Source organism: Brevibacillus panacihumi W25, assembly GCF_000503775.1.
GTDB lineage: Bacteria > Bacillota > Bacilli > Brevibacillales > Brevibacillaceae > Brevibacillus > Brevibacillus panacihumi_A.
The window spans coordinates 554,524-578,238 of sequence record NZ_KI629782.1 but is presented as its reverse complement, the minus strand read 5'-3'; the positions used below and the strand labels follow the sequence as shown (position 1 = coordinate 578,238).

General features: G+C 51.2%; 29 protein-coding genes. 17 read left to right on the top strand and 12 right to left on the bottom strand.

Annotated features, from left to right (window positions below):
• The first annotated feature begins 29 nt into the window (after positions 1 to 29).
• Positions 30 to 965, top strand: a complete 936-nt coding sequence (locus T458_RS32340) for a cation diffusion facilitator family transporter (protein ID WP_023554646.1) — start codon at positions 30 to 32, stop codon at positions 963 to 965.
• Between the two features lie 73 nt (positions 966 to 1,038).
• On the opposite strand, the gene T458_RS32335 is transcribed toward T458_RS32340, so the two are convergent.
• The 3 genes from T458_RS32335 to T458_RS32325 are packed head-to-tail and all read right to left on the bottom strand — an operon-like array spanning position 1,039 to position 3,628.
• Positions 1,039 to 1,845, bottom strand: a complete 807-nt coding sequence (locus T458_RS32335) for an ABC transporter permease (protein WP_023554645.1) — start codon at positions 1,843 to 1,845, stop codon at positions 1,039 to 1,041.
• Positions 1,826 to 2,629: an ABC transporter ATP-binding protein gene (locus tag T458_RS32330; RefSeq protein WP_031305357.1), complete on the bottom strand. Its 804-nt coding sequence runs from the start codon at positions 2,627 to 2,629 to the stop codon at positions 1,826 to 1,828. Before T458_RS32330 ends, T458_RS32335 begins: the two co-directional genes overlap by 20 nt.
• A 6-nt stretch (positions 2,630 to 2,635) precedes the next feature.
• A complete protein-coding gene (locus T458_RS32325; protein WP_031305356.1) occupies positions 2,636 to 3,628 on the bottom strand; it encodes an ABC transporter substrate-binding protein in 993 nt (330 codons plus the stop codon).
• A gap of 154 nt (positions 3,629 to 3,782) precedes the next feature.
• Here T458_RS32325 and rnz point away from each other — a divergent pair, with 154 nt between their 5' ends.
• The 4 genes from rnz to T458_RS56290 all read left to right on the top strand — a co-directional run bounded on the left by rnz (position 3,783) and on the right by T458_RS56290 (position 5,934).
• Complete coding sequence (gene rnz / locus T458_RS32320) at positions 3,783 to 4,760, top strand: ribonuclease Z (RefSeq protein WP_023554642.1); 978 nt, start codon at positions 3,783 to 3,785, stop codon at positions 4,758 to 4,760.
• 27 nt (positions 4,761 to 4,787) lie between these two features.
• The gene (locus tag T458_RS32315; protein WP_023554641.1) at positions 4,788 to 5,027 is read left to right on the top strand and encodes a hypothetical protein; all 240 of its coding nucleotides are present in this window, start codon (positions 4,788 to 4,790) and stop codon (positions 5,025 to 5,027) included.
• A 77-nt stretch (positions 5,028 to 5,104) separates the two neighbouring features.
• A complete protein-coding gene (locus T458_RS32310) occupies positions 5,105 to 5,716 on the top strand; it encodes a YczE/YyaS/YitT family protein (protein WP_171819369.1) in 612 nt (203 codons plus the stop codon).
• A gap of 122 nt (positions 5,717 to 5,838) precedes the next feature.
• Entirely contained in the window at positions 5,839 to 5,934 is a 96-nt protein-coding gene (locus T458_RS56290) for a YjcZ family sporulation protein (protein ID WP_023554639.1), read from the top strand.
• Positions 5,935 to 6,003: 69 nt separating this feature from the next.
• Here T458_RS56290 and T458_RS32300 read toward each other — a convergent pair whose 3' ends face one another.
• Positions 6,004 to 6,234, bottom strand: coding sequence for a stage VI sporulation protein F (locus tag T458_RS32300; protein WP_023554638.1), 231 nt, complete (start codon positions 6,232 to 6,234; stop codon positions 6,004 to 6,006).
• 188 nt (positions 6,235 to 6,422) lie between these two features.
• On the opposite strand from T458_RS32300, the gene T458_RS32295 reads away from it, so the two are divergent.
• Positions 6,423 to 7,355 (top strand): S8 family peptidase, encoded by a 933-nt coding sequence (locus tag T458_RS32295; RefSeq protein ID WP_023554637.1) that lies wholly within the window; start codon positions 6,423 to 6,425, stop codon positions 7,353 to 7,355.
• Between the two features lie 57 nt (positions 7,356 to 7,412).
• Here the strand turns inward: T458_RS32295 and T458_RS32290 are convergent, their stop codons facing one another.
• Positions 7,413 to 7,739 (bottom strand): hypothetical protein, encoded by a 327-nt coding sequence (locus T458_RS32290; RefSeq protein WP_031305355.1) that lies wholly within the window; start codon positions 7,737 to 7,739, stop codon positions 7,413 to 7,415.
• 73 nt (positions 7,740 to 7,812) lie between these two features.
• Between T458_RS32290 and T458_RS32285 the strand changes: the two genes are divergently transcribed.
• Both T458_RS32285 and T458_RS32280 read left to right on the top strand, forming a co-directional pair.
• Positions 7,813 to 8,265, top strand: a complete 453-nt coding sequence (locus tag T458_RS32285) for a DUF188 domain-containing protein (RefSeq protein ID WP_023554635.1) — start codon at positions 7,813 to 7,815, stop codon at positions 8,263 to 8,265.
• The gene (locus tag T458_RS32280; protein ID WP_023554634.1) at positions 8,262 to 8,927 is read left to right on the top strand and encodes a phosphatase PAP2 family protein; all 666 of its coding nucleotides are present in this window, start codon (positions 8,262 to 8,264) and stop codon (positions 8,925 to 8,927) included. Before T458_RS32285 ends, T458_RS32280 begins: the two co-directional genes overlap by 4 nt.
• A gap of 26 nt (positions 8,928 to 8,953) precedes the next feature.
• Here T458_RS32280 and T458_RS32275 read toward each other — a convergent pair whose 3' ends face one another.
• Positions 8,954 to 9,835 (bottom strand): LysR family transcriptional regulator, encoded by an 882-nt coding sequence (locus T458_RS32275; protein WP_023554633.1) that lies wholly within the window; start codon positions 9,833 to 9,835, stop codon positions 8,954 to 8,956.
• Between the two features lie 136 nt (positions 9,836 to 9,971).
• Here T458_RS32275 and T458_RS32270 point away from each other — a divergent pair, with 136 nt between their 5' ends.
• Positions 9,972 to 11,186, top strand: a complete 1,215-nt coding sequence (locus T458_RS32270; protein WP_023554632.1) for an MFS transporter — start codon at positions 9,972 to 9,974, stop codon at positions 11,184 to 11,186.
• Positions 11,187 to 11,486: 300 nt separating this feature from the next.
• On the opposite strand, the gene T458_RS32265 is transcribed toward T458_RS32270, so the two are convergent.
• Complete coding sequence (locus T458_RS32265; protein WP_031305353.1) at positions 11,487 to 12,896, bottom strand: sigma-54 interaction domain-containing protein; 1,410 nt, start codon at positions 12,894 to 12,896, stop codon at positions 11,487 to 11,489.
• A gap of 210 nt (positions 12,897 to 13,106) precedes the next feature.
• Between T458_RS32265 and T458_RS32260 the strand changes: the two genes are divergently transcribed.
• Positions 13,107 to 14,318, top strand: coding sequence for an ornithine--oxo-acid transaminase (locus T458_RS32260; protein ID WP_023554629.1), 1,212 nt, complete (start codon positions 13,107 to 13,109; stop codon positions 14,316 to 14,318).
• A 266-nt stretch (positions 14,319 to 14,584) separates the two neighbouring features.
• Positions 14,585 to 14,722 carry a sporulation histidine kinase inhibitor Sda gene (sda, locus tag T458_RS32255; protein ID WP_023554628.1) on the top strand — a complete coding sequence of 46 codons (138 nt, stop codon included), beginning with the start codon at positions 14,585 to 14,587 and terminating at the stop codon, positions 14,720 to 14,722.
• A gap of 95 nt (positions 14,723 to 14,817) precedes the next feature.
• Here sda and T458_RS32250 read toward each other — a convergent pair whose 3' ends face one another.
• The gene (locus T458_RS32250; RefSeq protein WP_023554627.1) at positions 14,818 to 15,327 is read right to left on the bottom strand and encodes a molybdopterin-binding protein; all 510 of its coding nucleotides are present in this window, start codon (positions 15,325 to 15,327) and stop codon (positions 14,818 to 14,820) included.
• 145 nt (positions 15,328 to 15,472) lie between these two features.
• Here T458_RS32250 and T458_RS32245 point away from each other — a divergent pair, with 145 nt between their 5' ends.
• From T458_RS32245 to T458_RS32235, 3 genes are all read left to right on the top strand, one after another.
• A complete protein-coding gene (locus T458_RS32245; protein WP_023554626.1) occupies positions 15,473 to 16,678 on the top strand; it encodes a MalY/PatB family protein in 1,206 nt (401 codons plus the stop codon).
• 111 nt (positions 16,679 to 16,789) lie between these two features.
• The gene (locus T458_RS32240) at positions 16,790 to 17,071 is read left to right on the top strand and encodes an Fpa/YlaN family protein (RefSeq protein ID WP_023554625.1); all 282 of its coding nucleotides are present in this window, start codon (positions 16,790 to 16,792) and stop codon (positions 17,069 to 17,071) included.
• A 127-nt stretch (positions 17,072 to 17,198) separates the two neighbouring features.
• Entirely contained in the window at positions 17,199 to 18,533 is a 1,335-nt protein-coding gene (locus T458_RS32235; protein ID WP_023554624.1) for a sodium-dependent transporter, read from the top strand.
• A 20-nt stretch (positions 18,534 to 18,553) separates the two neighbouring features.
• On the opposite strand, the gene cax is transcribed toward T458_RS32235, so the two are convergent.
• Positions 18,554 to 19,597, bottom strand: a complete 1,044-nt coding sequence (cax, locus tag T458_RS32230; protein WP_023554623.1) for a calcium/proton exchanger — start codon at positions 19,595 to 19,597, stop codon at positions 18,554 to 18,556.
• A gap of 114 nt (positions 19,598 to 19,711) precedes the next feature.
• On the opposite strand from cax, the gene T458_RS32225 reads away from it, so the two are divergent.
• Positions 19,712 to 19,969, top strand: coding sequence for a hypothetical protein (locus T458_RS32225; RefSeq protein ID WP_023554622.1), 258 nt, complete (start codon positions 19,712 to 19,714; stop codon positions 19,967 to 19,969).
• Between the two features lie 119 nt (positions 19,970 to 20,088).
• Here the strand turns inward: T458_RS32225 and sleB are convergent, their stop codons facing one another.
• Positions 20,089 to 20,847, bottom strand: a complete 759-nt coding sequence (sleB, locus tag T458_RS32220; protein WP_023554621.1) for a spore cortex-lytic enzyme — start codon at positions 20,845 to 20,847, stop codon at positions 20,089 to 20,091.
• A gap of 248 nt (positions 20,848 to 21,095) precedes the next feature.
• Here sleB and T458_RS32215 point away from each other — a divergent pair, with 248 nt between their 5' ends.
• Positions 21,096 to 21,425 carry an Asp23/Gls24 family envelope stress response protein gene (locus T458_RS32215; RefSeq protein ID WP_023554620.1) on the top strand — a complete coding sequence of 110 codons (330 nt, stop codon included), beginning with the start codon at positions 21,096 to 21,098 and terminating at the stop codon, positions 21,423 to 21,425.
• A 72-nt stretch (positions 21,426 to 21,497) separates the two neighbouring features.
• On the opposite strand, the gene ftsW is transcribed toward T458_RS32215, so the two are convergent.
• Entirely contained in the window at positions 21,498 to 22,670 is a 1,173-nt protein-coding gene (ftsW, locus tag T458_RS32210) for a putative lipid II flippase FtsW (RefSeq protein WP_031305352.1), read from the bottom strand.
• Positions 22,671 to 22,752: 82 nt separating this feature from the next.
• A complete protein-coding gene (locus T458_RS32205) occupies positions 22,753 to 23,097 on the bottom strand; it encodes a YugN family protein (protein ID WP_023554618.1) in 345 nt (114 codons plus the stop codon).
• Between the two features lie 173 nt (positions 23,098 to 23,270).
• Here T458_RS32205 and T458_RS32200 point away from each other — a divergent pair, with 173 nt between their 5' ends.
• Positions 23,271 to 23,711, top strand: coding sequence for a CBS domain-containing protein (locus T458_RS32200; RefSeq protein ID WP_023554617.1), 441 nt, complete (start codon positions 23,271 to 23,273; stop codon positions 23,709 to 23,711).
• Positions 23,712 to 23,715 lie beyond the last annotated feature (4 nt).

The following is a 23,715-nucleotide window of genomic DNA, read 5'->3' as shown; positions in this document are numbered from 1 at the left end:
ATTATATTTAATAGGAGAGGAGCGTTCCGATGAAATATGCCGATTATCATCATCTTGACCATGTAAAAGAGCAACAAAAATCAAAGAAAACGCTGTGGATCACATTGCTGCTGACCCTGTTTTTTACCATTGTAGAGGTCGTGGGAGGAATCCTCTCCAACTCTCTTGCACTCCTGTCCGATTCGGCCCATATGATCTCTGATGTATTCGCGCTGGGCTTGAGCATGACAGCCATCTACATGGCAACACGAAAGCCGAACCAGAAGTATACGTTTGGCTTCCTGCGCTTTGAAATCATCGCTTCGTTCTTAAACGGGTTAGCCCTTGCCATTATTGCGATTGGTATTTTTATCGAAGGGATCAACCGGATGATCCATCCACAAGACGTGAATCTGCAGCTCATGTTGCTTATCGCTTCGATCGGCTTGGTGGTAAACGTGGTATTGACGGTCATTTTGAGCCGGAGCACCAAGGAAGAAGACAACCTGAATGTGAAAAGCGCACTCTGGCATTTCTTCGGAGATTTGCTCAGCTCCGTCGGCGTCATTACTTCCGCTGTTTTGATCCACTTTACAGGCTATTACATCTTTGACCCGTTGATCAGCATGGTGATTGGGGGAATCATTTTTGTCGGAGGGGCCAAAATCATTCGCGAGTCGCTTGCTGTATTGATGGAATCCGTCCCCGAGAAGTTCGATCTGGATCAAATCCGGGCAGACATCGGTACGGTCGAAGGAGTAGAGGATGTTCACGAGCTGCATTTGTGGGCGGTGACTACCGACCATTACTCGCTGACTGCGCATGTCTTTGTTCGGGAAAATATTCAACCGTTTTGTGTGATCATGGCAATCAACCATCTTTTGAAGACCAAGTACGGCATCGAACATTCCACGATTCAGATTGAGGATCCAGCTATTTTGGATCATGGAGAATATGGGAAAAAGTTTTTACTCCAGCATGCGTGACGAACACGTAAAGGCTTAAGCAACAAACGGTGCTGCTCGATCACCTCCGAGCAGCACCGTTTGTTGATGCTATCTATTTAAACTGGCTGGTGAGCCGCCGTTCGAGAAACGCGACCCCTTGGTACATCAGGGTGGCGACGACTGCGATGATGGCGAGGCTCATCATGACCAGGGTAAAATTAAAGACTTGGAAGCCGTAGATGATCAGATATCCCAATCCCATCTGCGAGACGAGAAATTCTCCGACGATCACTCCGACCCAGGAGAGGCCGACATTCACTTTTAATGTGGCCAGTATGGTCGGAATCGTGGACGGGAGAATCACGGTGGTAAAAATTTGCCGCTTGTTTCCGCCCAGCGTCTGCACGACCTTGACGAAGTTCGGATTTACCTCGCGAAAACTGGTGTAGATGTTGATGGTCGTGATAATGACGGAGATCGCTAAGCCCATCGCGATGACGGAGGTCAGACCTGGACCGAATAAGACGATAAACACAGGTCCGAGCGCAACCTTGGGCATGCTGTTGGCGACGACGAGATAGGGCTCCAGCACGCGGGAGAGGAAGGGAGACCACCAGATGACAGAGGCGAGCAAGGTACCCAACAGCGTTCCGAGCACAAAACCCACAATGGTCTCCCATACGGTCAGCCCGACGTGGGGGAGCAGACTGCCATCGAGCAGCTGCGTCCACAGCAGCGCGATGATTTTCGACGGATAGCTGAAGATCAGGGAATTGATGAGATTGGCGCGCGACAGCATTTCCCAAAGGCCGATGAAAGCCGCGAAGAGAAGGAGCTGGGTGACGAATACCCAGGTTCGAGTCCGTCCTTCTTTCTGGAGATATTGTAGATGGACGGCTTCAATTTCCTTTGCTTGCATCCGACACCACCTCCATCTCTTTCCATACCTGATGAAATACGTCCTGAAAGCCTTCCTGGTTCCGAGCTTCAAACGGGAGGGCATTGCGAATCGCTGGCGGAATTGTCAATTCCATGCGCACCTGTCCTGGGTTGCGGGATAAGATAGTCACCCGATCTCCGAGCGCAATCGACTCAGAGAGGTCATGCGTCACGAGAAGAGCGGTTTTTTTGTGGCGGCGCAACGTAGTGAATACGAGGTCCTCCAGCTTCAGCTTGGTATGGTAATCGAGCGCGGAGAAAGGTTCATCAAGCAGCAGGACATCAGGCTGGCAGGCTAACGTCCGTACAAGAGCGACGCGCTGCCGCATTCCGCCAGACAATTGGGTCGGCGATGATCTGCGAACGTCGACCAGCTCCATTTCCTCCAGCAGGTGCAACGCGTATTCTTCTGTCTCTTTGTTGCGGATTCCCTGAATCTCCAGACCGAGAAAGACGTTGTCCTCGATGCTTCTCCAGTTGAACAAGTAGTCTTGCTGCAGCATATAACCGACCTGTGAAGAGGTCCCGCTGACGGGTTTGCCATCGATGAATAGCTCGCCGGATGTGGGCTTCTCTAGTCCGGCGATCAGGGACAGCAGGGTCGTTTTCCCGCAGCCGCTGGGACCAACCAGACAAATGAACTCGCCTTCCTCCACGCGCAGGTTTATATCCTTGACCGCCATGAAAGCCCTGTGCGCGGATAGGTAGAGATGGGTCACGTGGCGAAGTTCAATTTTGGCCGGCGTAGAAGGAGTCTTGTTCATCATGGTCTACTTCCCTTCTTTAGCAGCTTTGGCAAAGGTCGTATTCACCAGCTTGGTGTAATCCGCAGGTTCCTTTAGCTCTCCCGCTTCGTTCATAATATCCTGAAGCTGATTCCATTCTTCTTCATCCAGGATCGGGTCAGCAGCGTAGGAGCCTTGTTCCAGATAACGCTTCACAGCACTTTCCATGATCTCGGGTTTGATCCCTTCGAAGTACTTGGCAATGACTTCTGCTGTCTCCTTGGGAGAGTGGCTGGCAACCCACTGTTGCCCTTTGTATACGGCATTGGTAAACTTCTGGATAGTATCCTGATTTTTATCCAATGTACTTTGCTTTGTCATGTACACGGTATACGGGACCGTTCCGCTTTCTTTTCCGAACGAAGCGACGACATGGCCGATGCCTTCCTGCTCAAAGCGGGACGCCTCCGGTTCGAATAGTTGCACGTACTGGCCTGTGCCAGAAGCAAAAGAAGCGGCGATATTTTTGAACTCTATGTTTTGAATCAATTCGAGATCATTCTGCGGATGGATATTGTGCTTTTTCAGCACGTATTCCCCGACCATTTGCGGCATGCCGCCTTTTCGCTGTCCAAGGAAGACGGTGCCCTTCAGCTGATCGAAGGAGAAGGTATCTGTCTTTTCACGGGCGACGAGGAAGGTGCCGTCTGTCTGCGTCAGCTGTGCGAAATTCACCACACGATCCGCAGCTCCTTGCTGTGCGACATAAATGCTGGTTTCGGAACCGACGAGTGCCACATCGATGCCGTCAGAGAGAAGGGCAGACATGACTTTGTCTCCGCCAGGAATGGTGGATAATTCCACCTCCAGCCCTTCTTCTTGAAAAAAGCCCTTTTCCAATGCGACGTACTGGGGGGCGTAAAAAAGAGAACGGGTCACTTCACCGATGCGGATTTTATCTGGAGCACTGGAGCAGCCGCCCAAGATTGCCATGGCTCCCAGGCCTACTGCCATTCCCAGATAGAGAAGGCGTTTGATCATTAAATGTCCCTCCTTGCTAGGTTAGTCGTCTGTGGTAAGGTATGCGATTCGGGAAAAAAGGGTGCATGCCCAGATGAGCGGACAGACACCTGAATGCGTTGTCAGGGCTCAACGAGAAGACTTTCAATCAAAAAGGAGATGCACACTCACAGTGATTGTTACATTTTTGGGTACAGGTTCTGGAGCGCCGACCACGAAACGCAATGTAAGTGGAATCGGGCTTCGTTTTTTACAAGCGGGGAAATGGTGGCTATTTGATTGCGGGGAAGGAACCCAGCATCAATTGCTGCGTGCCCCCATGAAGATCAGCCAGTTGGAAAAAATCTTTATTACGCATCTGCATGGGGACCATCTCTACGGCTTGATCGGACTGTTAGCCAGCCGCTCCCTGCGCAATGGCGAAGCTTCTCCATTGGATTTATACGGTCCCCCGGGTCTGGATCGCTACTATCGCGCCGTCATGGAGACGAGCCCTGTCCATCTGCACTATCCCTTGCAGATCCATATCGTCAGCGAGGGCGTCGTGTACGAGGATGAAGAGGTCGTTGTCATCTGCCGTCCCGCCAGACACCGGGTTCTGTCGTTTGCTTACAGCGTGGAAGAAAAGGAGAAGCCGGGTGCCTTTCAGGTAGAAAAAGCGCGGGAGCTGGGGGTGCCTTCTGGTCCGATCTATGGGGCGTTGAAGCGGGGAGAACAGGTCGTTTTGCCAGATGGGCGGGTCTTGGATGGACGGGATTTCGTCGGGGAGGCCCAACCAGGCCGTAAAATCGTATTCAGCGGCGACACCGAGCCGTGTCAGGCGGTTCGCCAGCTTGCACACGGTGCGGATTTGCTGGTGCATGAGGCCACCTATGCGCAGCAGGATAAGGATTTGGCGGTTCGCAGCGGCCATTCCACTGCCCAGGAAGCGGCGCAGCTGGCACGGGATGCAGGGGTAAAAAGCCTTTGTCTGACTCACTTCAGCCCGCGTTATGAGGATGAGGAGGGGGAGTTCACGATGGAGGACCTGCTGGCGGAGGCGCAGGCGATTTTCCCGAACACTACTTTGGCAGAGGATTTTTACAGTTTGCCAGTCAAACGTGTGCGAAAAACCGTGGGAGGAAATGAAGAAGCCTGCTATAATGAATGATCATTACATACAGGAAGGGTAAGGAGCATGAAACGGATTGTTTTTGCGACCCCGGAAGAGCTGGTGGAGCACTGTCTGCGCGAAGAGGTAAGCCTGGTTGTGGAATACAAGGATGAAGCCAACAAGCAACGGCAGGTAGTCCTGGCGAAGGAGCAGCTCTCCCAGGCACCGGTCTATTTGCGGTATGACAAAGCCGAGGCGTATTACCGCAAAGATGGCATTTTTTTTGAAGTGGCTGTACAAGGGCAACAGGTACAGGATAGATAGAGCGGAGTATGGGAGAGGAAAGGTGAAAGGCAGTGTCCGGTATACGGATTGGCAGGCCGATCGTGATTCGATACGCCATGTTTGTGCTGGGGCTGTTTGTCTGTGCGTTCGGTTGCGTGCTGACGATTCAGGCGAATATGGGGGTAGCTCCCTGGGATACGTTTCATATCGGTTTGCAAAAAACATTTGGATTGACGATCGGGATTTGGTCTCAGATTGCGGGTGTCGCAGTCATCATGGCCTCTTACCTGCTCGCCAAGATCAAGCCCACTTTTGCCATGTTCCTGAACATGGTCTGTTTTGGGGTTTTTTTGGATTTTTTTATATGGTGGGGGATTGTGCCTAAGCCGGAGATGATGGTGGAGCGTACCGCCATGTTTTTGGTCGGGGTTCTGATCATGGCAGTGGGGATTGGCATGTACCTCTCTCCGAAACTGGGGGCGGGACCGCGAGACAGCTTTATGCTGGCGATGAATGAGCGCCTCGGCTGGAGCATCCAGAGGGTTCGCTTGATCATTGAGATTACGGTCTTGATCGCGGGAGCGTCCCTGGGAGGTCCAGTATCGGTTGGGACCGTCTTGATCGCTTTGTTGACAGGTCCGTTGATTCAGCGGACGATTCCCTTTTGGCAAATGGTGATGAAAAAGCAATATGCGTTGCCGGAGCCAGTTGAGCGCCGGGCCAGTTGATTTTCCTCTACGGCAGCAGTCAGGTGTCCAAAAAAAGGGCACACAGATAGGCGATCGTCCAATCAGGTTAGACATTTCGCTCATACAGTATGACTAGTTGCCGATAAAAGGAGGGAAAGCAAATGAGTAGCATATTCAACGGTTCCGGATTTGACGACTTTGCTTTGATCTTGGTGCTGTTCGTCCTGCTGACGATTGTAGGGTGTGCCTGCGATTAATCAGTGAATAGGATCCGGTCCATAAAAAACAAGAAAAGGGAGGGCTTCGCGCCTCTCCCTTTTCTTATTTTATCCGAGTCGATCGTGCACTTGTTTTTTGACAGTAGAGATCTGCTTGTCGCTTAATTTGACCCCGACCGCCTTGCTTACTTTTTTAATCAGCTCGCTCAGCTTTTTGTCGTTTTTCAGATCCTTTTTGGAATACCCTTTGGCAAGCGATTTAATATCGCTCATTTTTACTTTTTTCTTGCTCTTCTTGTTGATTTTTTTCAGCAGATCACTGGCTTTTTCTTTTCCCATGCTGCTCGCTCCCCTCATTTCGAATAGCTGGTCTCCTATGCAGTTATATGGAAGTAACCCCCTCCTTGTCTGGACAATTGCCAGGGTCATGGGTGCCTATTTTGCCAGGCGTGTGTATCTGCCCAAGCCGACTGATGCGGCAGGTACATAGGATGAGGCAGAAAGAAGCATGACAGGAGGCCACAGAGTTGAAGATAATCAGCTTTCGTCGAGAGACGCCTTTTCATGAGATACTCCGGGATCTGCAAGGCAAAATTCGCGCCCACAAGGAGCGAAAGCCGTGGCGTTGTTACGAGGATATGTCCTGCATGTGTGTCAGCCAACAGGTGTACCGGCTGTTGCACAAGCATTTTGAACGCTACCAGCCGACTGTGGAAGAGAACTTGACGGTCAGTGTTCATGCGGAAGAAGAGATTCCCTGGGGCGTACGATACGTCGGCGCGCAAAAGCGCTGGAAGAAGGGGATGGGCGCAGGGGTCAAGATTGGAGTGATCGATACCGGGATTTCGGGCGAGCATTACGAATTGAAGAATCGCTTAAAAGGCGGTGTAGATTTTGTCGGGGGCAAACGCAACGGGCACGGGACTCATGTAGCCGGGATTATCGTAGCGGAGATGAATCAGCGGGGGATCGTCGGCGTTTCCCCTGAATCATACATCTATGACATCCGCGCCTTCGACGAGGAGGGGAGATCCTCGCTTGCGACGATACTGCAGGCCATTCACTGGTCGATTGACAATCAGATGGACATTATCAATATGAGCTTTGGCATGCCGCAGTACAGCGAGGCTTTGGCCCGCGTCATCAAAAAGGCAAATGACCGGGGGATCGTGATGGTAGCCTCCGCCGGAAACAACGGTGGGGAAGTAGAGTATCCCGCACGATACGATCAAGTAATAGGCGTAAGCGCGATTGATCAGAACGGCAAGCTCGCTTCCTTCAGTTCTCGCGGGAGAGGAGCAAATCGTAAGGCACCGGGAGTCGATATTTTGTCCACGTGGCCGGGGAATCAGTTCCGCAAGCTAAACGGCACCTCGATGGCGGCGCCGCATGTAACGGGACTGATGGCTCTGCAGATGGCCCGTCGACTCCCAGCCTCCAAGGCCGAAGCAACCGTATAGAAAAAAGGAAAGACCCCAGGAATTGGCTGCCCTGGGGTCTGGTTTTTTGGCACATCGTCATTGATGGACCTTGGTATCGTGATCTTGCTGAACGCGGAACCATATATTAAGATCATTAATGAGACTAGCGAGTTCATGAATTTCGCTGTTCAATTCGCAAGAGCGGACGAAGTTTTCCTCTTCTGACAATTGCCGGGTCTTCTCGATAATGATTGCTTCCAGCTGGAGGATGCGGTCAGGGATGGTGGCACGAATCTCCTCCCAGGCAAGCAATATGTCCGCGCGCTCTTCGCTTGTGTACTCCTCCCATTCCAATGGGACCCACGGCAGCGAAATGCCAAGTCTTTCATCGTGTTTAAATGCGTAACGCAAAAGTACGTTCACTCCTCTCCATAACCATCTTATCAAAAAAAGTGCCTGATTGGGGAGAGAAAAGAGCAGGAAAGGGTGGATGCCCATGCTTGAACGCCGCATCCTGATCGACGCAGACGCCTGTCCTCGCCAGGCCTTGGCGATCGCACAATTACTCAGTGAAGAAAAGAATTGGCGATGCCTGACCTTCGCCAGTCTGAATCACCAGCTGCAAGGGGATAACCACATCGTCGTGGACGCTGGTCCGCAAGCTGTTGATATGAAGCTGGCGAACGAAACGCGGGCGGGAGACATCGTCGTCACGCAGGATATCGGTTTAGCGGCGCTGGTGATGGGAAAAAAAGCCTTGCCGCTCACTCCGCACGGCTTGATTTTTGATCCTGAGCGGATTGCCTTTCACCTGGAAGAGCGTAACGAAAAAGCTCGTTTTCGGCGTGGCGGAGGCAGGACGCGTGGTCCCGCTGCCCGGACCCGTGAAGACGATCAGCGATTCGCCGCTTCATTGCGCGAGCTGATGGAAAAGGAGATCTACTTATGACGCGGCATGCGCAAAAAGGTGCCCTCCTTGGTGCATCTGGTTTTGCGATTTTGTCCGTGTTGTTGGTTGGCTTACATATCAGCGGTCTGCTCGCTTCATTTGATCAAGCTGCATTCGAATGGGTGTCTGCAATCCGAACAGATTGGTTGACAGCCTTTCTTGGAATGCTTACATTTTGGGGCGGAGGCATTGCTTTGGCTTTCGTAGGGCTGTTTGTCATGCTGATCTGCTACTATAAGGGACAACGTGCCGAAGCGCTGGTGATCTTTCTCACTTTGCTATCGGCTTTTCTGTTGAATGAAGGAATGAAGGCGTATTTTGCCCGGCCGCGCCCGACGTTGTTTCACCTGGTAGAGTTGCCGACCTCCTTTTCCTTCCCCAGCGGTCATGCGATGGTCGGAACCGCCTTTTACCTGTTGCTGGCCATCATTCTGCACAATGGGCTCAGGGACAAGAGCTGGTCTTGGCTGATTCAGCCAGCAGCGATCCTGCTGGTCATCTTGATCGCATCGAGCCGGGTGTACCTGGGGGTTCATTATTTCAGCGATGTGATTTGCGGCATTAGCCTGTCTATGATTTTTTACTTTTTGTCGCGGTACGCCCTCGCGCAGTGGAGCGACAGGCATCGTGAAGCACCTGCCGTCCTCGAATCTGCGCGATAGGAGAAACCTTAAGGTGTAAAAGAAGTCTACGTCCGATAACCAAACTCTCTCATCAAGCCCAGCCATTTTTCTACGCTGGGCTTGTTCTTCTTGTCGCGGGGCAGCACGATATAGGCGGAGCGCTTGGGAGGCTTGTTTCCGGTGATGGCCAATTCCTTCAGCGTGCCTGCCGCCAGCTCGGCTTGAACGGTGGAGCGGGTCAACAGACTGACTCCGAGTCCTTCTTTTACGAGATCGATTGCCAACTCTGCTTTGTCTACATTGAGCCGCGGCACGTAGTTTCGCGGCAAGGTTTGCCGGATCCATTCATTAAAGGGAGGACCCCAGCTCATATAGAGGAGAGGTAGATGGCGAAGCTCGCTCGCATCTACTTGATTGGTGGCCGCGTATGTACTGTCGGAGGCGCATACCAGCACCACTTCGTCCTCCCAAGTCGGGATCACGTCGAAATTCGGCAGGGAAGGCGGGACGTAGACGATGCCAATCTGGATGACATTGTCCAGCAGGTACTGAATGACGTCGGAGGAGCGTCCGGTTTTGGTGCTTAGGGCAATCGACGGGTAGCGGTAGTGATACGCTTTCAATATAGGTTCAAGCGTCGAAGTCCAGATGGCATTCAGACTCCCGACAGATAAATAGTCTTCATACGGCTGCAGCGAAGCGACCTCGTTCACGGCTTCGTGGGAGAGCTGCAGGATTCGTTCGGCATAAGGCAAAAGAGTCAAGCCGGCCTGGGTGATTTCGACGCTGCGCTTGTCACGGATAAAGAGCGGCTTCCCCACCTTTTCCTCCAATTGCTTGATCCGCATGGTGACGGTTGATTGGACCAGGTGAAGCATCTCGGCTGCCTTGGTGAAGTTTTTGGTCTGGGCTAATGTATAAAATGCGCGTAATTGTTCAAAGTCCATCCTGGATGATCCCTCTTATCTAAATAATTGATTACCATATACAAAATTGTTCGTTTCCCAAAGTATACCTTGTTCTTTAAGCTGGGAGTATCCCTAAAACTTTTTTCGGGTGAAGTGAGAGAGAGGCGTATTGGACATGAAACGGGAAGTATGGAGGGAGACTCCGCTGGCAGTCAAGCTGCTGCTATCGACCTCCTTTATGATGAACTTGGGTTTTTACGCGTTGATCCCTTATCTCACCCTGCATTTGACAGGAAGCATTGGCTGGACGCTGGCCATGGCCGCTCTCGTACTGAGCGTTAGGCAATTTTCCCAGCAGGGCTTTGCCTTCCTCGGTGGAGCCATGGCAGATTTATTCGGCTATAAAGGAACGATGGTAATCGGAATGCTTGTCCGTGCCGTCGGCTTTGCCATGTTTGCGTACTGCACGGAAACCTGGCATTTCTTTTTGGCGGCGATTTTGTCCGGTCTTGGCGGTTCACTGTTTGACCCGGCCGTATCAGCAGCATTCGCTGTGCATACGCCTGATTCGGTGCGCAAGGAAGTATTTGCATTTCGCAACGTATTGGGAAATATCGGTGTCGTAGGCTCGCAGCTCGTCGGTACAGCCTTGTCGGTCGTAGATTTTACCTACTTGTCGCTATTTGCAGGAGGTATTTTTGCGCTGTGCGGGCTCGTGTTGTTCCTGCTTCTTCCTCCGATTGCAGCCAAGAATACCCGGTACAGTGTCTGGGAGAGCATGTCCCATGTGTTGAAAGACAGACGATTCGTCAGGTTTACGATCATTCTAATGGGCTATTATTACTTAAATATGCAAATTTTCCTGACGATTCCCCGATTTGTAGAAGATGTGACAGGCGATACTTTTTATGTTGGGGTCGTGTTATCGACCGTTTCCATTTCCGTCATCCTTTTGCAAATGCAGGTGACACGCTGGCTGGAAGGCTTTCAGCAGCGTTTGACTCTGATCGGGATTGGCGCGCTGGTGATGGGAGTCGGGTTGTTCATGCTGGCTTTCGCCGATTCGCTTTGGCTGATGCTGATCAACGTATTTCTGTACGCATTGGGTACGATGATCTCCGTCCCCAATATGGTGGAGATGGTGCCGCGTTTTGCCCCCAAAGAAATGGTTGGCGCATACTACGGCTTCAATGGCTACTCGGTGGCGATTGGCGGTTCTGTAGGGCAAATCGTGGGAGGCTGGGTCTATGATATGGGCCATCAACTGGCGATGCCGTGGATGCCATGGATGATTTGTCTCGTTGTCGGACTCATCGTAGCCTGGAAGCTGTATCAGATGGAGCGGGATGAGGGACGATTTGAAAAGGGAGCAAAAATGGCAAATTTATGAAAAACGCAGGCGCTGTGAAACATTTTCCTTGGGCCAATCGTATATAACGGTATAGGTATGGGCTAAAAGGAAAGTGAGGGACGATTTCATGGAAGATATGAAAAAACTAAAGCGGATGCTGCTAGTTACGAGTTCCCTGGGATTTGCTGTTTTTGCGATGGTTGTCATAACAGAAATTGTGAGCATCTCCTCTGTATAGGAGTTTATAGGTTTCATCAAAAAAGCTTGTGCATGTTCCCTGACCGATGCGGCAGGGGAGGCACAAGCTTTTTTCTTTGCATCGAGGTTAAAATTGCATCGTCACGAGCGGCGCAGTCCTAATTTTTTCACGCGGTATTGCAAGCTCTGGCGGCTGATCTGGAGTTCATGGGCCGCATGGGAGAGGTTGCCGTCATGCTTGGCGACGATGTGGCGGATGTAGGAGGCTTCGTACTCCTCCATGACTTCCTTGAGCGATTTCTCCTTCTCCGGCATGGGATAGACCGGTTCGGCAGGAGGGACAATGCTGGCAGGAGTCCGCCGCAGCAAGGGGAGAGGCAAGTGCTCCAGTGTGATAAGCGATTCTTCTCCCATCAGGTTCATGGCTCCTTCGATCAAATGCTGCAGCTCGCGGATGTTCCCCGGCCAGTCGTGCTGGTAGAAAAACTGCATCACCTCTGGACTTACCCCCGTGACTTCCATTTGAAAGAGTGAGTTGTACTTCCTCGTAAAAGAATCCACTAAGGCAGGAAGATCTTCTTTTCGCTCCCGAAGTGGAGGAACCAAAAGGGTCACGACGCCAAGCCGATAGAAGAGGTCCTTGCGCAGACGCTGATGGGCAATCGCCTCTACCGGGTCTTCATTCATGGCAGCCACGATCCGCACGTCGATTGCTCGGTCATTGGTATCTCCGATGCGGCGGATCGTCTTCTCCTGCAACGCACGCAACAATTTAGCCTGCAGAGGCATACTAAGCGCATTGATTTCGTCGAGAAAAAGCGTCCCGCCCTCCGCTTGCTCAAAGAGTCCGGGGCGTTCTATGGCCCCGGTAAAGGCTCCACGGGCGGTACCAAACAGCAGCCCCTCGATTAGCGTATCGGGGAGGGCTGCACAGTTTTGCGAAATGAACGGGCGTGCGGCACGTTGACTGGCATTGTGAATACTCTGCACGAACAGTTCTTTTCCGACTCCAGTCTCTCCGACTACCAGAATAGAGGAGGAAGTGCGGGCTGCACGTCTGGCATTTGCCACGGCGTCTTGCAGTGCAGCGCTGTTTCCGATAATGTCGGCAAAGGAATACACTGCTCCGGTTTTCTCTTGAATGTTTTCGCGGATCAACCGTTCCATTTTCGTCACATCATTGGCGATTTCTACAGCGCCGATCAACTCCCCATTTTCCACGAGCGGGAGAGTATGGTTGATGGTTGTGATTTCCTTTCGTTTTCCGTTGTAGTAGGTCTGTCTGGTATTGCGGATGCCTTTTCCGGTCTGCAAGCAGGTCAAGAGGGTACTTTCCTGTCCATCGGGGAATCGAAAAACCTCTGTGAGCGGCTTGTACAAGACGTCCTGCCGCTTCATCGCTTCCAGCTCGGTCATTTTCCGGTTGTAGAGAATCGTCATTCCGCTGGCATCAATGACATGGACGCCTTCGTTGATCTCATTCAAGATTTGTTCGTAGATCCGCAACAGCGTGTCGGCAGCGGGTTGATTGGTAGGAGACGACACAGCCATTTCACCGCCTTTCCTTGTAACTTGATCATAGCATAAGAAAAATGAATGCAAACAGATTTTGCTGCAAAAATATTTTGCGTGTTGAACTGCCAAAAATTTTTGCTCCAACACCTTCAAAGGATTGGTATTGGCTGTTGGGTGAATTGGCATCATTCTTGCTATTCTTTAACAATCAAGAGAGGTTTCCATTATAGAAGGAGGCAGCATGACATGAACAAGACAAAAACCGTCATCGAGCAAACGGAGAAATACGGAGCCCATAACTACCATCCTCTGCCGATCGTGATCAATCGCGCGGAGGGGGTCTGGGTCTACGATCCGGAGGGAAATAAATATCTGGACATGTTGAGTGCCTATTCTGCACTGAACCAGGGGCATCGCCACCCGCGCATCATTCAGGCTTTGAAGGATCAAGCTGACAAAGTGACCCTTACTTCCCGAGCCTTTTACAACGACCAGCTGGGTGAATTCTACGCGAAGCTGTCGGCCCTGACCGGCAAGGAGATGATCCTGCCGATGAACACGGGTGCCGAAGCGGTGGAGACGGCGATCAAAGCGGTACGTCGCTGGGCGTATGATGTGAAGAAGGTAGAGGCGGACAGAGCTGAGATCATTGTTTGTGAAGGAAATTTCCACGGCCGGACCGTGACGGTGACATCCTTCTCCTCAGCGGAGGAGTATCGCCGCGGATTTGGACCGTTTACACCGGGATTCAAGATTATCCCGTATGGAGATATAGAGGCGCTGAAAAAAGCGATCACCCCCAACACGGCTGCCTTCATGCTGGAGCCAATCCAGGGAGAAGCAGGTATTATCATCCCGCCTGATGGTTTTCTAAAAGAGGCGTATGAGGTGTGCAAATCGCATAACGTCCTATTGGTCAGTGACGAGATCCAGACCGGATTTGGTCGTACCGGCAAGCTCTTCGCAAGCGACTGGGAGGATGTAAAGCCGGATATGTACATTATGGGCAAAGCTTTGGGTGGTGGGGTGTTCCCGATCTCGGCCGTGGCTGCAGACCAAGAGATCCTTGGCGTTTTCGAACCAGGCTCCCACGGTTCGACATTCGGCGGCAATCCGTTGGGATGTGCCGTGGCGATCGCGGCTATGGACGTCCTGGAGGATGAGGGACTGGTACAGCGATCACTCGAAATGGGGGAATACTTCCTGAAAAAGCTGCAGGAAATCGAAAACCCCATGATCCAGGAAATCCGCGGTCGAGGATTGTTCATTGGGCTTGAACTCAAAACAGCAGCTCGCCCGTATTGCGAGCGATTGAAAGAGCTGGGACTGCTGTGCAAAGAGACACATGAAACGACGATTCGATTCGCTCCGCCTTTGGTCATTTCCAAGGAAGACCTGGATTGGTCCATCGAACGGATCAAGCAAGTGCTGCACGCCCCACAGGCGGCAAAGGCGTAAAAAAATATATGGATAAGACTGCATGGAGTGGAAAATTCTGCCTCCGCGCAGTCTTTTTCATTTTTTCTTTCGACAAATATCGACTAATTGTGGATATCTTTGTCAACGATATGCACAGTGACGTTACCAGCTTTTCTGGCATTTGCTCACAGCTTGCCCACAAGATACCCACATGATGCCCACAAGGCCTGTGGATAGAGGAACGATTGTTCGATGTACAAGCATCTGATAAAATGGGCTCAACACAAGGATGGGGGTGAGCAAGGGTGAAATACATGAGCGATCAAATGTTGATAGAAGTATATCATCGTGCTATCGACCTTCAATTGGACGCAGCTTTTATTGAACTGCTGAGCCTTGAACTAAAACATCGCAACATATCCATTACAAAAGCTAGTGCCTGATCACTGATCGTTCATAGAGAGCCGTTACATAGACGGCAAAAAGCCATTCACTTTCAATGCAAGTGAATGGCTTTTTTCTCGTTCGATTCCGATCTTTAGTTTGCTGCAAAAAATTCAATGGCATAGATCCCTTGAATAGGCTCTTCCTTGGCGAGCAGTACCTCGGGCAGATAAAAATGGACAGGTCCGTGCTCGCGAATCGGTTTGCCGCCGCTTGCAAATTGCAGGATTGCCCTTCTGGCCGTCTCTATGGACAGGATGATCGGCTCATCGTCATGACGATGCAGGCGGACATGAGTGGCCTCTGGAAGCGGCTGGGCGTTCGTGATAAACGGATCGAGCCGCATCCCGTAATCTCCTTCCAGAGCTTTTCGGGCTTCTACCAGACTGGTTGGTTTCTCAGCTGGAGGTGTCGCACCTTCGCGCAATTCTTTATCCCACTGGGAGCCTGTCCCTTTCAGATACGTAGCCTTGCCGTCGTCCGATCCGTCTGCATCGCCGACGTACGTACTCAGATCGATTTTGCGGTCATCAAAAATCCAGACAGTAGGGTCTAGCGTAATGGGGTAGGAGACCGCCCCTTTAAACACAATCACTTCTGACATGAGGCATTCCTCCGACTCTTTGGTACTTGTTCGTACCCATTGTAACGCAGGGACAGAAGTACTGGCAAATGGGGAAGCTACTTGTAGAAGCAGCACAAAAAGGAGTATGCTTACTAGACAGAAAAATCAGAATGGAGTGGCGCAGATGAAGTTTGATTTTGATGCGGTAACCGATCGCACGGGAACCTGCAGCCTGAAATGGGAATCGAACATGCGGGGCTATAATGAGGAGGGAATGATCCCGCTTTGGGTCGCGGATATGGATTTTGCCTGCCCTCCGCAAATTACGGAAGCGCTGGCGAGACGCGTGGCCCATCCGATCTACGGCTATTCCATCGAGCCGCAGGAATTTTACACTTCGCTAAAGGATTGGATTCGCCGCCGCTTCCAAGTCGCTGTAGAGGAGAGCTGGATGACCAGCATCGCAGGCATTATTCCCGCGATGCACGTAGCGCTTGAAGCCTACACCTCCCCGGGAGACAAGGTAATCGTACAAACACCGGTCTATCACCCTTTTTTCTTGTCGGTAAAAAACCGGGGGCGTGAAGTCGTGGAGAATAGGCTATTGGAGGATGACGGGAATTACTTCATCGATTTTGCTGATTTGGAGCAAAAGGTACGAGATCCACAGGTGAAGCTGCTGTTTCTCTGCAGTCCGCACAATCCAGTAGGACGCATCTGGAGCCGTGATGAACTGCTGCGATTGGGAAGGTTGTGCGTAGATCACGACGTACTGGTGGTCGCGGACGAGATTCACGCAGATCTGGTCTATGAAAAAGGAAGCCATCTTCCTTACTACGCCTTGCCGGACGAGCTTTCCAAACAAAGCCTCTCGCTTGTATCTGCTAGCAAGACGTTTAATATAGCCGGATTGTTTACTTCCTTTGCGCTGTCGTCCAACCCTGAGATTCTGCGAGCATTCCAGTCGGCCGCCACACGCATGGGCCATGAGTTTGTCAATCTGTTCGGCGTGCAAGCCACCATCGCAGCCTATCAGCACGGCGAGGAATGGTTGGATCAATTGCTGGTATACTTGCGTGGAAATGCACAGTTTATCCATCAGTTTTTGGCGGAACGCGTGCCTCAAGTCTCCATGCGGGTGCCGGAAGCCAGCTATCTGGGCTGGATAGATTTCCGCAAACTGGGCCTTCCGCAAGAAACGCTGATGTGGCTGCTGCAAAAAGCAAAGCTCGGCCTGCACAACGGTGAGGTCTTCGGAAGCGGCGGCACAGGATTTATTCGCATCAATTTTGCTTGCCCGCGCTCCCTCCTGGTACAAGCGATGGAGCGGCTCGATAGGGCGATACAGTCTATGGGTTCAACCACTTTTAAACCAGCAAACAAAGAGTGAAAACTTGGTATCTTTTAGCTGGTTACATTTCGACTCTCTTCTCCCCTTTTCAAATGGCCCAGAATCGCGTACTATGTATGATAAGGATGGAGGCAAACGGAGGGATAGGTTTTGACAGAATTAAAGGTAATCGATCTGGAACAAAAAGCGCTAGCTTTGCTTCAAGCAGACGCAGACAAAATCTTTAAACTGATCGACGTACAGATGGAAAACCTGACCATGCCGCAGTGCCCGCTTTATGAGGAAGTACTGGATACGCAAATGTTCGGGCTCTCAAGAGAAGTAGAGTACGCGGTACGACTCGGTTTGATAGACGAAGAGATTGGCCGGGAGATCATGGGTTCTTTGGAGCGTAAACTGGCTGATCTTCATGAAATGTATAGGAACAAGTAAAAACGAGGGGAGCGTTATGCATCCTCGTTTTTCATGTTTGCACCGCGAGACCCGACCCGTTCCCTTGTGGAGCGGGTTTTTCTTTTCCTTCCACATCCGAGAATCGACAAGAGGAGTGTAGGTATTGATGAAACAAACAGAGCAGTGGACAGGCAGACTAGGCTTTATCTTGGCTGCGGCAGGGTCGGCGATTGGTCTCGGGGCAATCTGGAAGTTCCCTTATGTAGCAGGGACGAGCGGTGGGGGTGCTTTTTTTCTCCTGTTTCTGCTGTTTACGATTGTGATCGGACTTCCGCTTCTATTGGCGGAGTTCACGATTGGCCGCAGTACACAGAAGGAAGCGATCTCTGCGTACAAAACGATTGCACCCGGATCGCTTTGGCATTGGATTGGACGGTTGGGGGTGGGGACCTCTTTTATCCTGCTCTCGTTCTATAGCGTGGTTGGAGGGTGGATTCTGATCTACCTGTATCGGGCAGTAAGCGGGCAGTTAATGGGGCAACCCTATGATGCATTGTTCGGAGCAGTGATCAGCGACCCTGCCAGTGCGGTAAGCGCGCAATTTTTGTTTATGCTGATCACGGCATGGGTTGTCGCCCGAGGCGTCCAAAACGGTATTGAATCTGCCAACAAGTACATGATGCCGGCATTGTTCATTCTGTTTCTCGTCCTGATGGTGCGTTCCCTGACGCTGGATGGTGCGATGGAGGGAGTAAAGTTCTTCCTTTGGCCCGACTTTTCCAAACTCAATGCAGAAGCCATTCTCTATGCGATGGGACAATCCTTCTTTTCCTTGAGCGTCGGGGTGTCGGTGATGGTGACCTACAGCTCCTATCTGGCGAAAAATGAAAATCTGGTCCGTTCTGCTGGCTCCATCGTTGGCCTGAACCTGTTGGTCTCCTTGTTTGCCGGGCTGGCGATCTTTCCGGCCGTATTTTCACTTGGCGTGGAACCAAAAGCGGGACCGGGCTTGCTGTTTATCGTACTTCCTTCTGTCTTTGAGCAAATCCCCTTTGGCGGGGTATTTTTACTCGTGTTCCTGGCATTATTCTTGTTCGCTACCTTAACCTCAGCGTTTTCTCTCTTGGAGATCATTGTCGCCTCCCTGTCTAAAGGGAATGAGGAAAAGCGAAAACGTTTGTCTTGGGTGATCGGTTTGCTCATTTTCGCTGCAGGGATACCGTCGGCACTCTCTTATGGTCCCTTGGCAGATGTGCACATTTTTGGAAAGTCCATTTTCGATGCGGCAGATTATCTGGTGAGCAATATTCTCCTGCCCCTGGGCGCACTGCTGATCGCCGTTTTCGTTCCGATGAAGATGAAGCGGGAGGTGCTGCAAAGCGAATTGCAGGTCAGCTCTACCTGGGGCCGCAGTCTGTTTCTGCTTTGGCTTTTCCTGCTTCGCTTCGCAGCGCCAATCGCTATCGTGGTCGTGTTTGTGCATATGCTGGGGGTATTTTAGTCGGCTCTGGGCCCCGGACGTCAGACGAAGAAAAAGGCTGTGCCCAGGATGATATAGACGGTCAAGAGCAGAACTCCTTCAAACCAGTTTGTCGCTCCGTCACGTGTGATGGAGATTGTGATCAGAATGCTTGCTGCAATTGCGGCCAGCTCAAAAGGGGTAAAGACGAAGTCCATCGGTTTTCCGATCAACAAACTGACCAGCACCAGCGTAGGGGCCACAAACAGGGCGATCTGCAGGCTGGAGCCGATGGCAATTTCTACAGCGCCGCCAATCCTTCCCTTCACAGCCAGGAGGACCGCGGCGCTGTGTTCTGCGGCATTCCCGATAATCGCGATCACGAAGGCGCCGACGAAGAGATCAGACCAGCCAAAGGTGTGAGAGATATACTCCACGCCGTGCACTAGCCATTCGGAGACGATGGCCACGAAAAGCGTAGACAAGGCGAGCATCAGAATGGAAATGCCTTTGGACCAGAGCGGTTCGCTTTCTTGCGGATCGATATCGCTTAAAAAATCGCTGTGCGTGACCATGGAAAAAATCAGCCACAGCACATAGGCGATAATGAGCAGAATGGCGATAACGATGCTCAATGACTCGATCTTTACTACGGGCAGCTCGCGCAGGAAGACGGCGGGAATAAACAGGGCGGCGATTGCCAAAATCATCAACGAGGCGTTGTGCCCGGCAAGCTTCGCATTGAATTTCTGTTCCTTGTACTTGAGGCCGCCGAGCAAAACACTCAGACCAAGCACCAATAGCATATTACCGATTATGGCACCGGTGATGGAGGCCTTTACCATTTCGAACAAGCCATCACGCACGAGGAAAAACGAGATGATCAGCTCTGCGGCATTGCCGAATGTAGCGTTGAGAAAACCGCCAATGCGATCACCGGCATAATGGGCCACGCTCTCTGTCGATTTGCCCAGCCAAGCGGCGAGGACAACAACGGCCAGTGCTGCAGTCACGAATTGAAAGATAGCATGATCCGTAAAATAGTGGGCGAACGCGGCAAGCACCAGACTCGCTGCGATCAACGAGAAAAAGAGACGTTGATTCATGCAGGTTCCTCCAGCAATCTCCGAATTGTCTCCCCAAGATGGTAGGGGATGTGGGTATAGCTTTCCTCTTCTGGTAGGAAACTAATCGGTGAACATTATTGGGAGGTGGCAATCATGACCAGACCATTGCTCTGTCCTACCTGCAAGTCCAATCGCATGAGGTTCACCGTAATCGAACAAACCCCGCGCTATATGCGTCTCGATCCACAGACAGGAGAGGTAGTAGCGGAGTTGAGGACGGAAGAGCTGGACATGTTTCATCAGCCGTACAAGGGTGAAGCATTCATGGTGCAATGCGGCGTGTGCGGAACCACGGAACCGGAGGAACGCTTTGCGAAGATGGCGGAGCACATGCAAGGACAGCGCGGGTAAGCCGGCTGCGGGACTCACGTTAAGCATCCCTTAACTTCGGGATGCTTATCTTCGTTTCGATATAAAATGGCTGTCGAGATCGACTCGACAGCCTGACAGGCATCACGAATGCCACCTTTTTATCGGCAGAAGATATGCTTGCCGATTTTTTTAATTTGCGGACGCGACCAGATCCAGCCAGAGGTAGCCGTATCGGGGTTGAAATAGTACAGGGCTCCTCCCGTAGGATCCCAGCCTTTCAAGGCATCCTGGACAGCTCTGGATGCCGTCTCGTTGGGTGTCAGCCAGATTTGGCCGTCTGCTACAGCTGTGAAAGCACGAGGCTCGAAAATGACAGCTGCAGGCGTGTTGGGAAAGGAAGGACTTTTGGTCCGATTCAAGATGACTGCAGCGACTGCCACTTGACCGATATAGGGTTCCCCGCGCGATTCCCCGTACACGGCGTTTGCCATCAGCTTCAGGTCATTGCTGGAGATACCTTTTGCCGCATACTGGGTTTGGGTTTGTTGAGGGGCAGCGGGCTGGGCTGTTTGCGGAACCCCCAGCTCCTCGGCTGTCGGTTTATAGTGCTTGGTGGCATTGTAGAGCTTCAGCTTGGTCTTCGGACCGAGTACACCGTCTACGTTCATTCCGAATTCGTATTGGAAGTTGCGCAACGCCCAATACGAACGCCAGCCAAAGACACCGTCTACTTTTCCGGTGTAGAAACCGAGAAGCTTCAGTCGTCCCTGCATCTCCCGAACGTCCTGACCTTGCGCGCCTACTTTTACAATTTGCTTGCTAAAGGCATCCGAACGCGCGGGAGAGAGAACGGCTGCCGTCGTCAGCAAACCGGCGACGAGCAGGAAGGCGACGAGCCATTTTACAGGCCGATTCATGAACAATCCACTCCTTATCATGACTGACTATACTTGGGATAAGCCGTTTGCACATTGTTACAGGCATGTTTCTCAAGATCTTCAAGCTATAGGATTCCCAGTTTTCGCAGAGCTTGCATAGTAAAATATTGGAGGCAATCCTTCGACAAAATAGCAGAGAAATTTCTTTCAAGCCCAAGCTGTGATTGTTTATAATGAAAGAAAAATCTGAAAGCAGGCAGGATTCGGGCGAAAAGGAGGGCGTCCAGATGGCGGACAATATCGGGGAAATCAGAATCGCTGACAATGTTGTCGCAGTCGTGGCTGGAGTTGCAGTTGAAGAAGTGTCGGATGTTTCGGTACGTTCTGGAGGCTTGTATCAAGATTTGGCGAAAAAAATCCAGGGTGGAATGAAAGGAATCAATGTCTCCATTCTGGACGGCAGGGTTACGATCGATTTGCGTATTTCCGTTCGTTATGGCGTGCCTATACATCATGCGTGCAACACCTTGCAGAAAAAGGTGAAGGAGACGGTGGAGCATATAACCGGTCTGTTTGTGGAAGCGATCAATGTTCGTGTAGACACAATCGAACTGTAAGAGAATAGCATCGAAAAAAGAGAGCTATCCTGTTGTCATGCGTCTTCACATGACAAGCAGGGATAGCTCTTTTTACATCGAGAAGGAGTGTTGCTGTTGAAGCTGTTCTTCTATTTTCTGTCGGCTTACTTCACGCGACACGGACAGCAGGATTCCTGTGGCGATCAGACACACGAGGAGAGAGGATCCGCCATAGCTGATAAAGGGCAGCGGGACGCCAGTCAGGGGAATCAATCCGGTTCCCCCCCCGATGTTGATCATCGCCTGCAAGCCGATCATGGTAATGACACCGATTCCGACCAGGCTGGCGAACGTATCCTTGACGCGCAGACAGATATGTATTCCGCGAAGCAAATAAAGCAGATACACCAACAAAAAGAGTGAGGCACCAATAAAACCGAGCTCCTCCGAAATGATGGAGAAGATAAAATCGGTATGCGCTTCCGGGAGGTACAGATACTTCTGAATGCTCCTGCCAAAACCAGTTCCGGAGATACCGCCGTGTGCGATGGCAATCCAGGACTGAATGATGTTGTAGCCCGTATGCAGAGGATCGCTCCAAGGGTCCATATAGGAATTGATCCGATTGATCGCATATTCTTTTGTACTGATATAAGCAAAAAGCGCGACACTGACAGTAGGCAAGCCGATTCCGATCAGCTGTACCAGTCTGGCACCTCCGCAGATCAGAACGACCAAAGCCACCCCAAGCAGAATCGCCGCAGAGCCTAGGTCAGGCTGAAAGGCGATCAGCAGGAAAAACAAACCGGTAATGACCAGCGGGGGCATGAGGCCAGACTTTAGCTTGCGTATGCCGTCCCCTTTTTTGCTGATGATTGCGGCCAGGTACAAGATCAAGCCCAATTTGGCAAATTCGGCAGGCTGCAGGTTGGCGACGCCCAGGTTGAACCAGGAGCGTGCCCCGTTGATTTTTACCCCGATTCCCGGTATGAGTACCAGAAATAATGCAAGTAGGCTGATGAGGGCAATCCCCAAAAAATGACGTTTATAAAAGGAAAAGGGGATGTTCATGGCAACCAGCATACCGAAAATGCCTAGCAGCAAAAAGAGGATTTGTCTTTTTACAAAATACAACTCGTCGCCGTTGCAGTAACTGCAGCCATGCGCTGTAAAGCTGGTCAGGGCAAAAATCGAACTGGCGCTGAGAACCATCAGCAAACCAAATCCGACGAGCAGGGCAGTCAAAAACAGGAGCAAAAAATCGGGAACGCCCCGTGTCTTCATCATTGAAAACCCCCTTCTACGTGAAACAGAGAGGGGATACCTCTCTGCACCTGCTAACAGTCTGTGGAATTAATGGCGATTCTTAATGGGAAGACAGCTTTTCATTGAGCATTTGCAGTTTGCGCTTCGCCGTTTGCACGACCGAGTCCGGCATGTTGCAGTCGTAGTCGAAACCATGCGGGAACAGATGCTTGCCCAGGTATGGTTCCTCCAGCTTCAGTTCAGCGTGGGTATCTTCCAGCTTCCCTTTGGTAACGGTAGCTTCGATACGCAGATAGTAGGTGTTGCCTTTATCTTCGATTTTATAATCGTATGTAGCGTGTTTGTAATCCCATGCACCGCGGTCAAATCCCAGATCACTCATGTAATGCTCAAGATCGGCGAAGAAAACTTCCTTGGTGCCAATCCCGCTATCCTTGATAACCATTATTTTTCCTCCTACAAATGGTGAGATTTTCACTTATTAATATAGTATCTTTTGGCAAGAAGCGCAATGCATACTTCGCTCTTGTCAAGAGATGTCCATCCTTTCGCTCTCTGAATGATGAATCTGGGAGTTGGACACACTACAATCGTCTCATAGAAAAAGGAGGAGAAGGAATGGCAAAAGTAGAAAATCGTACCCTGCGTGAAATCATGACCAAAGATGTAGCGACAGTGACGCTTAAGGATAATGTATACGAAGTAGCCTGCAAAATGCGTGACTGGAATGTAGGTGTCATCCCGGTGGTAGATGAGAAGGAAGACGTCATCGGCGTGATAACGGACCGTGACATCGTCATCCGCGGACTGGCAGAAAAACGTCAGGGATCCGCTGCTATTGAGCAAGTCATGTCACGCGACATCATTCTCGGTCAGCCGGGCATGACGGTAGATGAAGCTGCCAAAATTATGGCCCAGCATCAAATTCGCCGTCTGCCAGTCGTCGAGAATGGCAAGCTTGTAGGAATTGTAGCGATTGCCGACATGGCTGTACGTGAGGTCCATCAGGATGAAACAAACGAAGCAATACGCGAAATCTCTCAGCCTACCCAATCGTAACCAA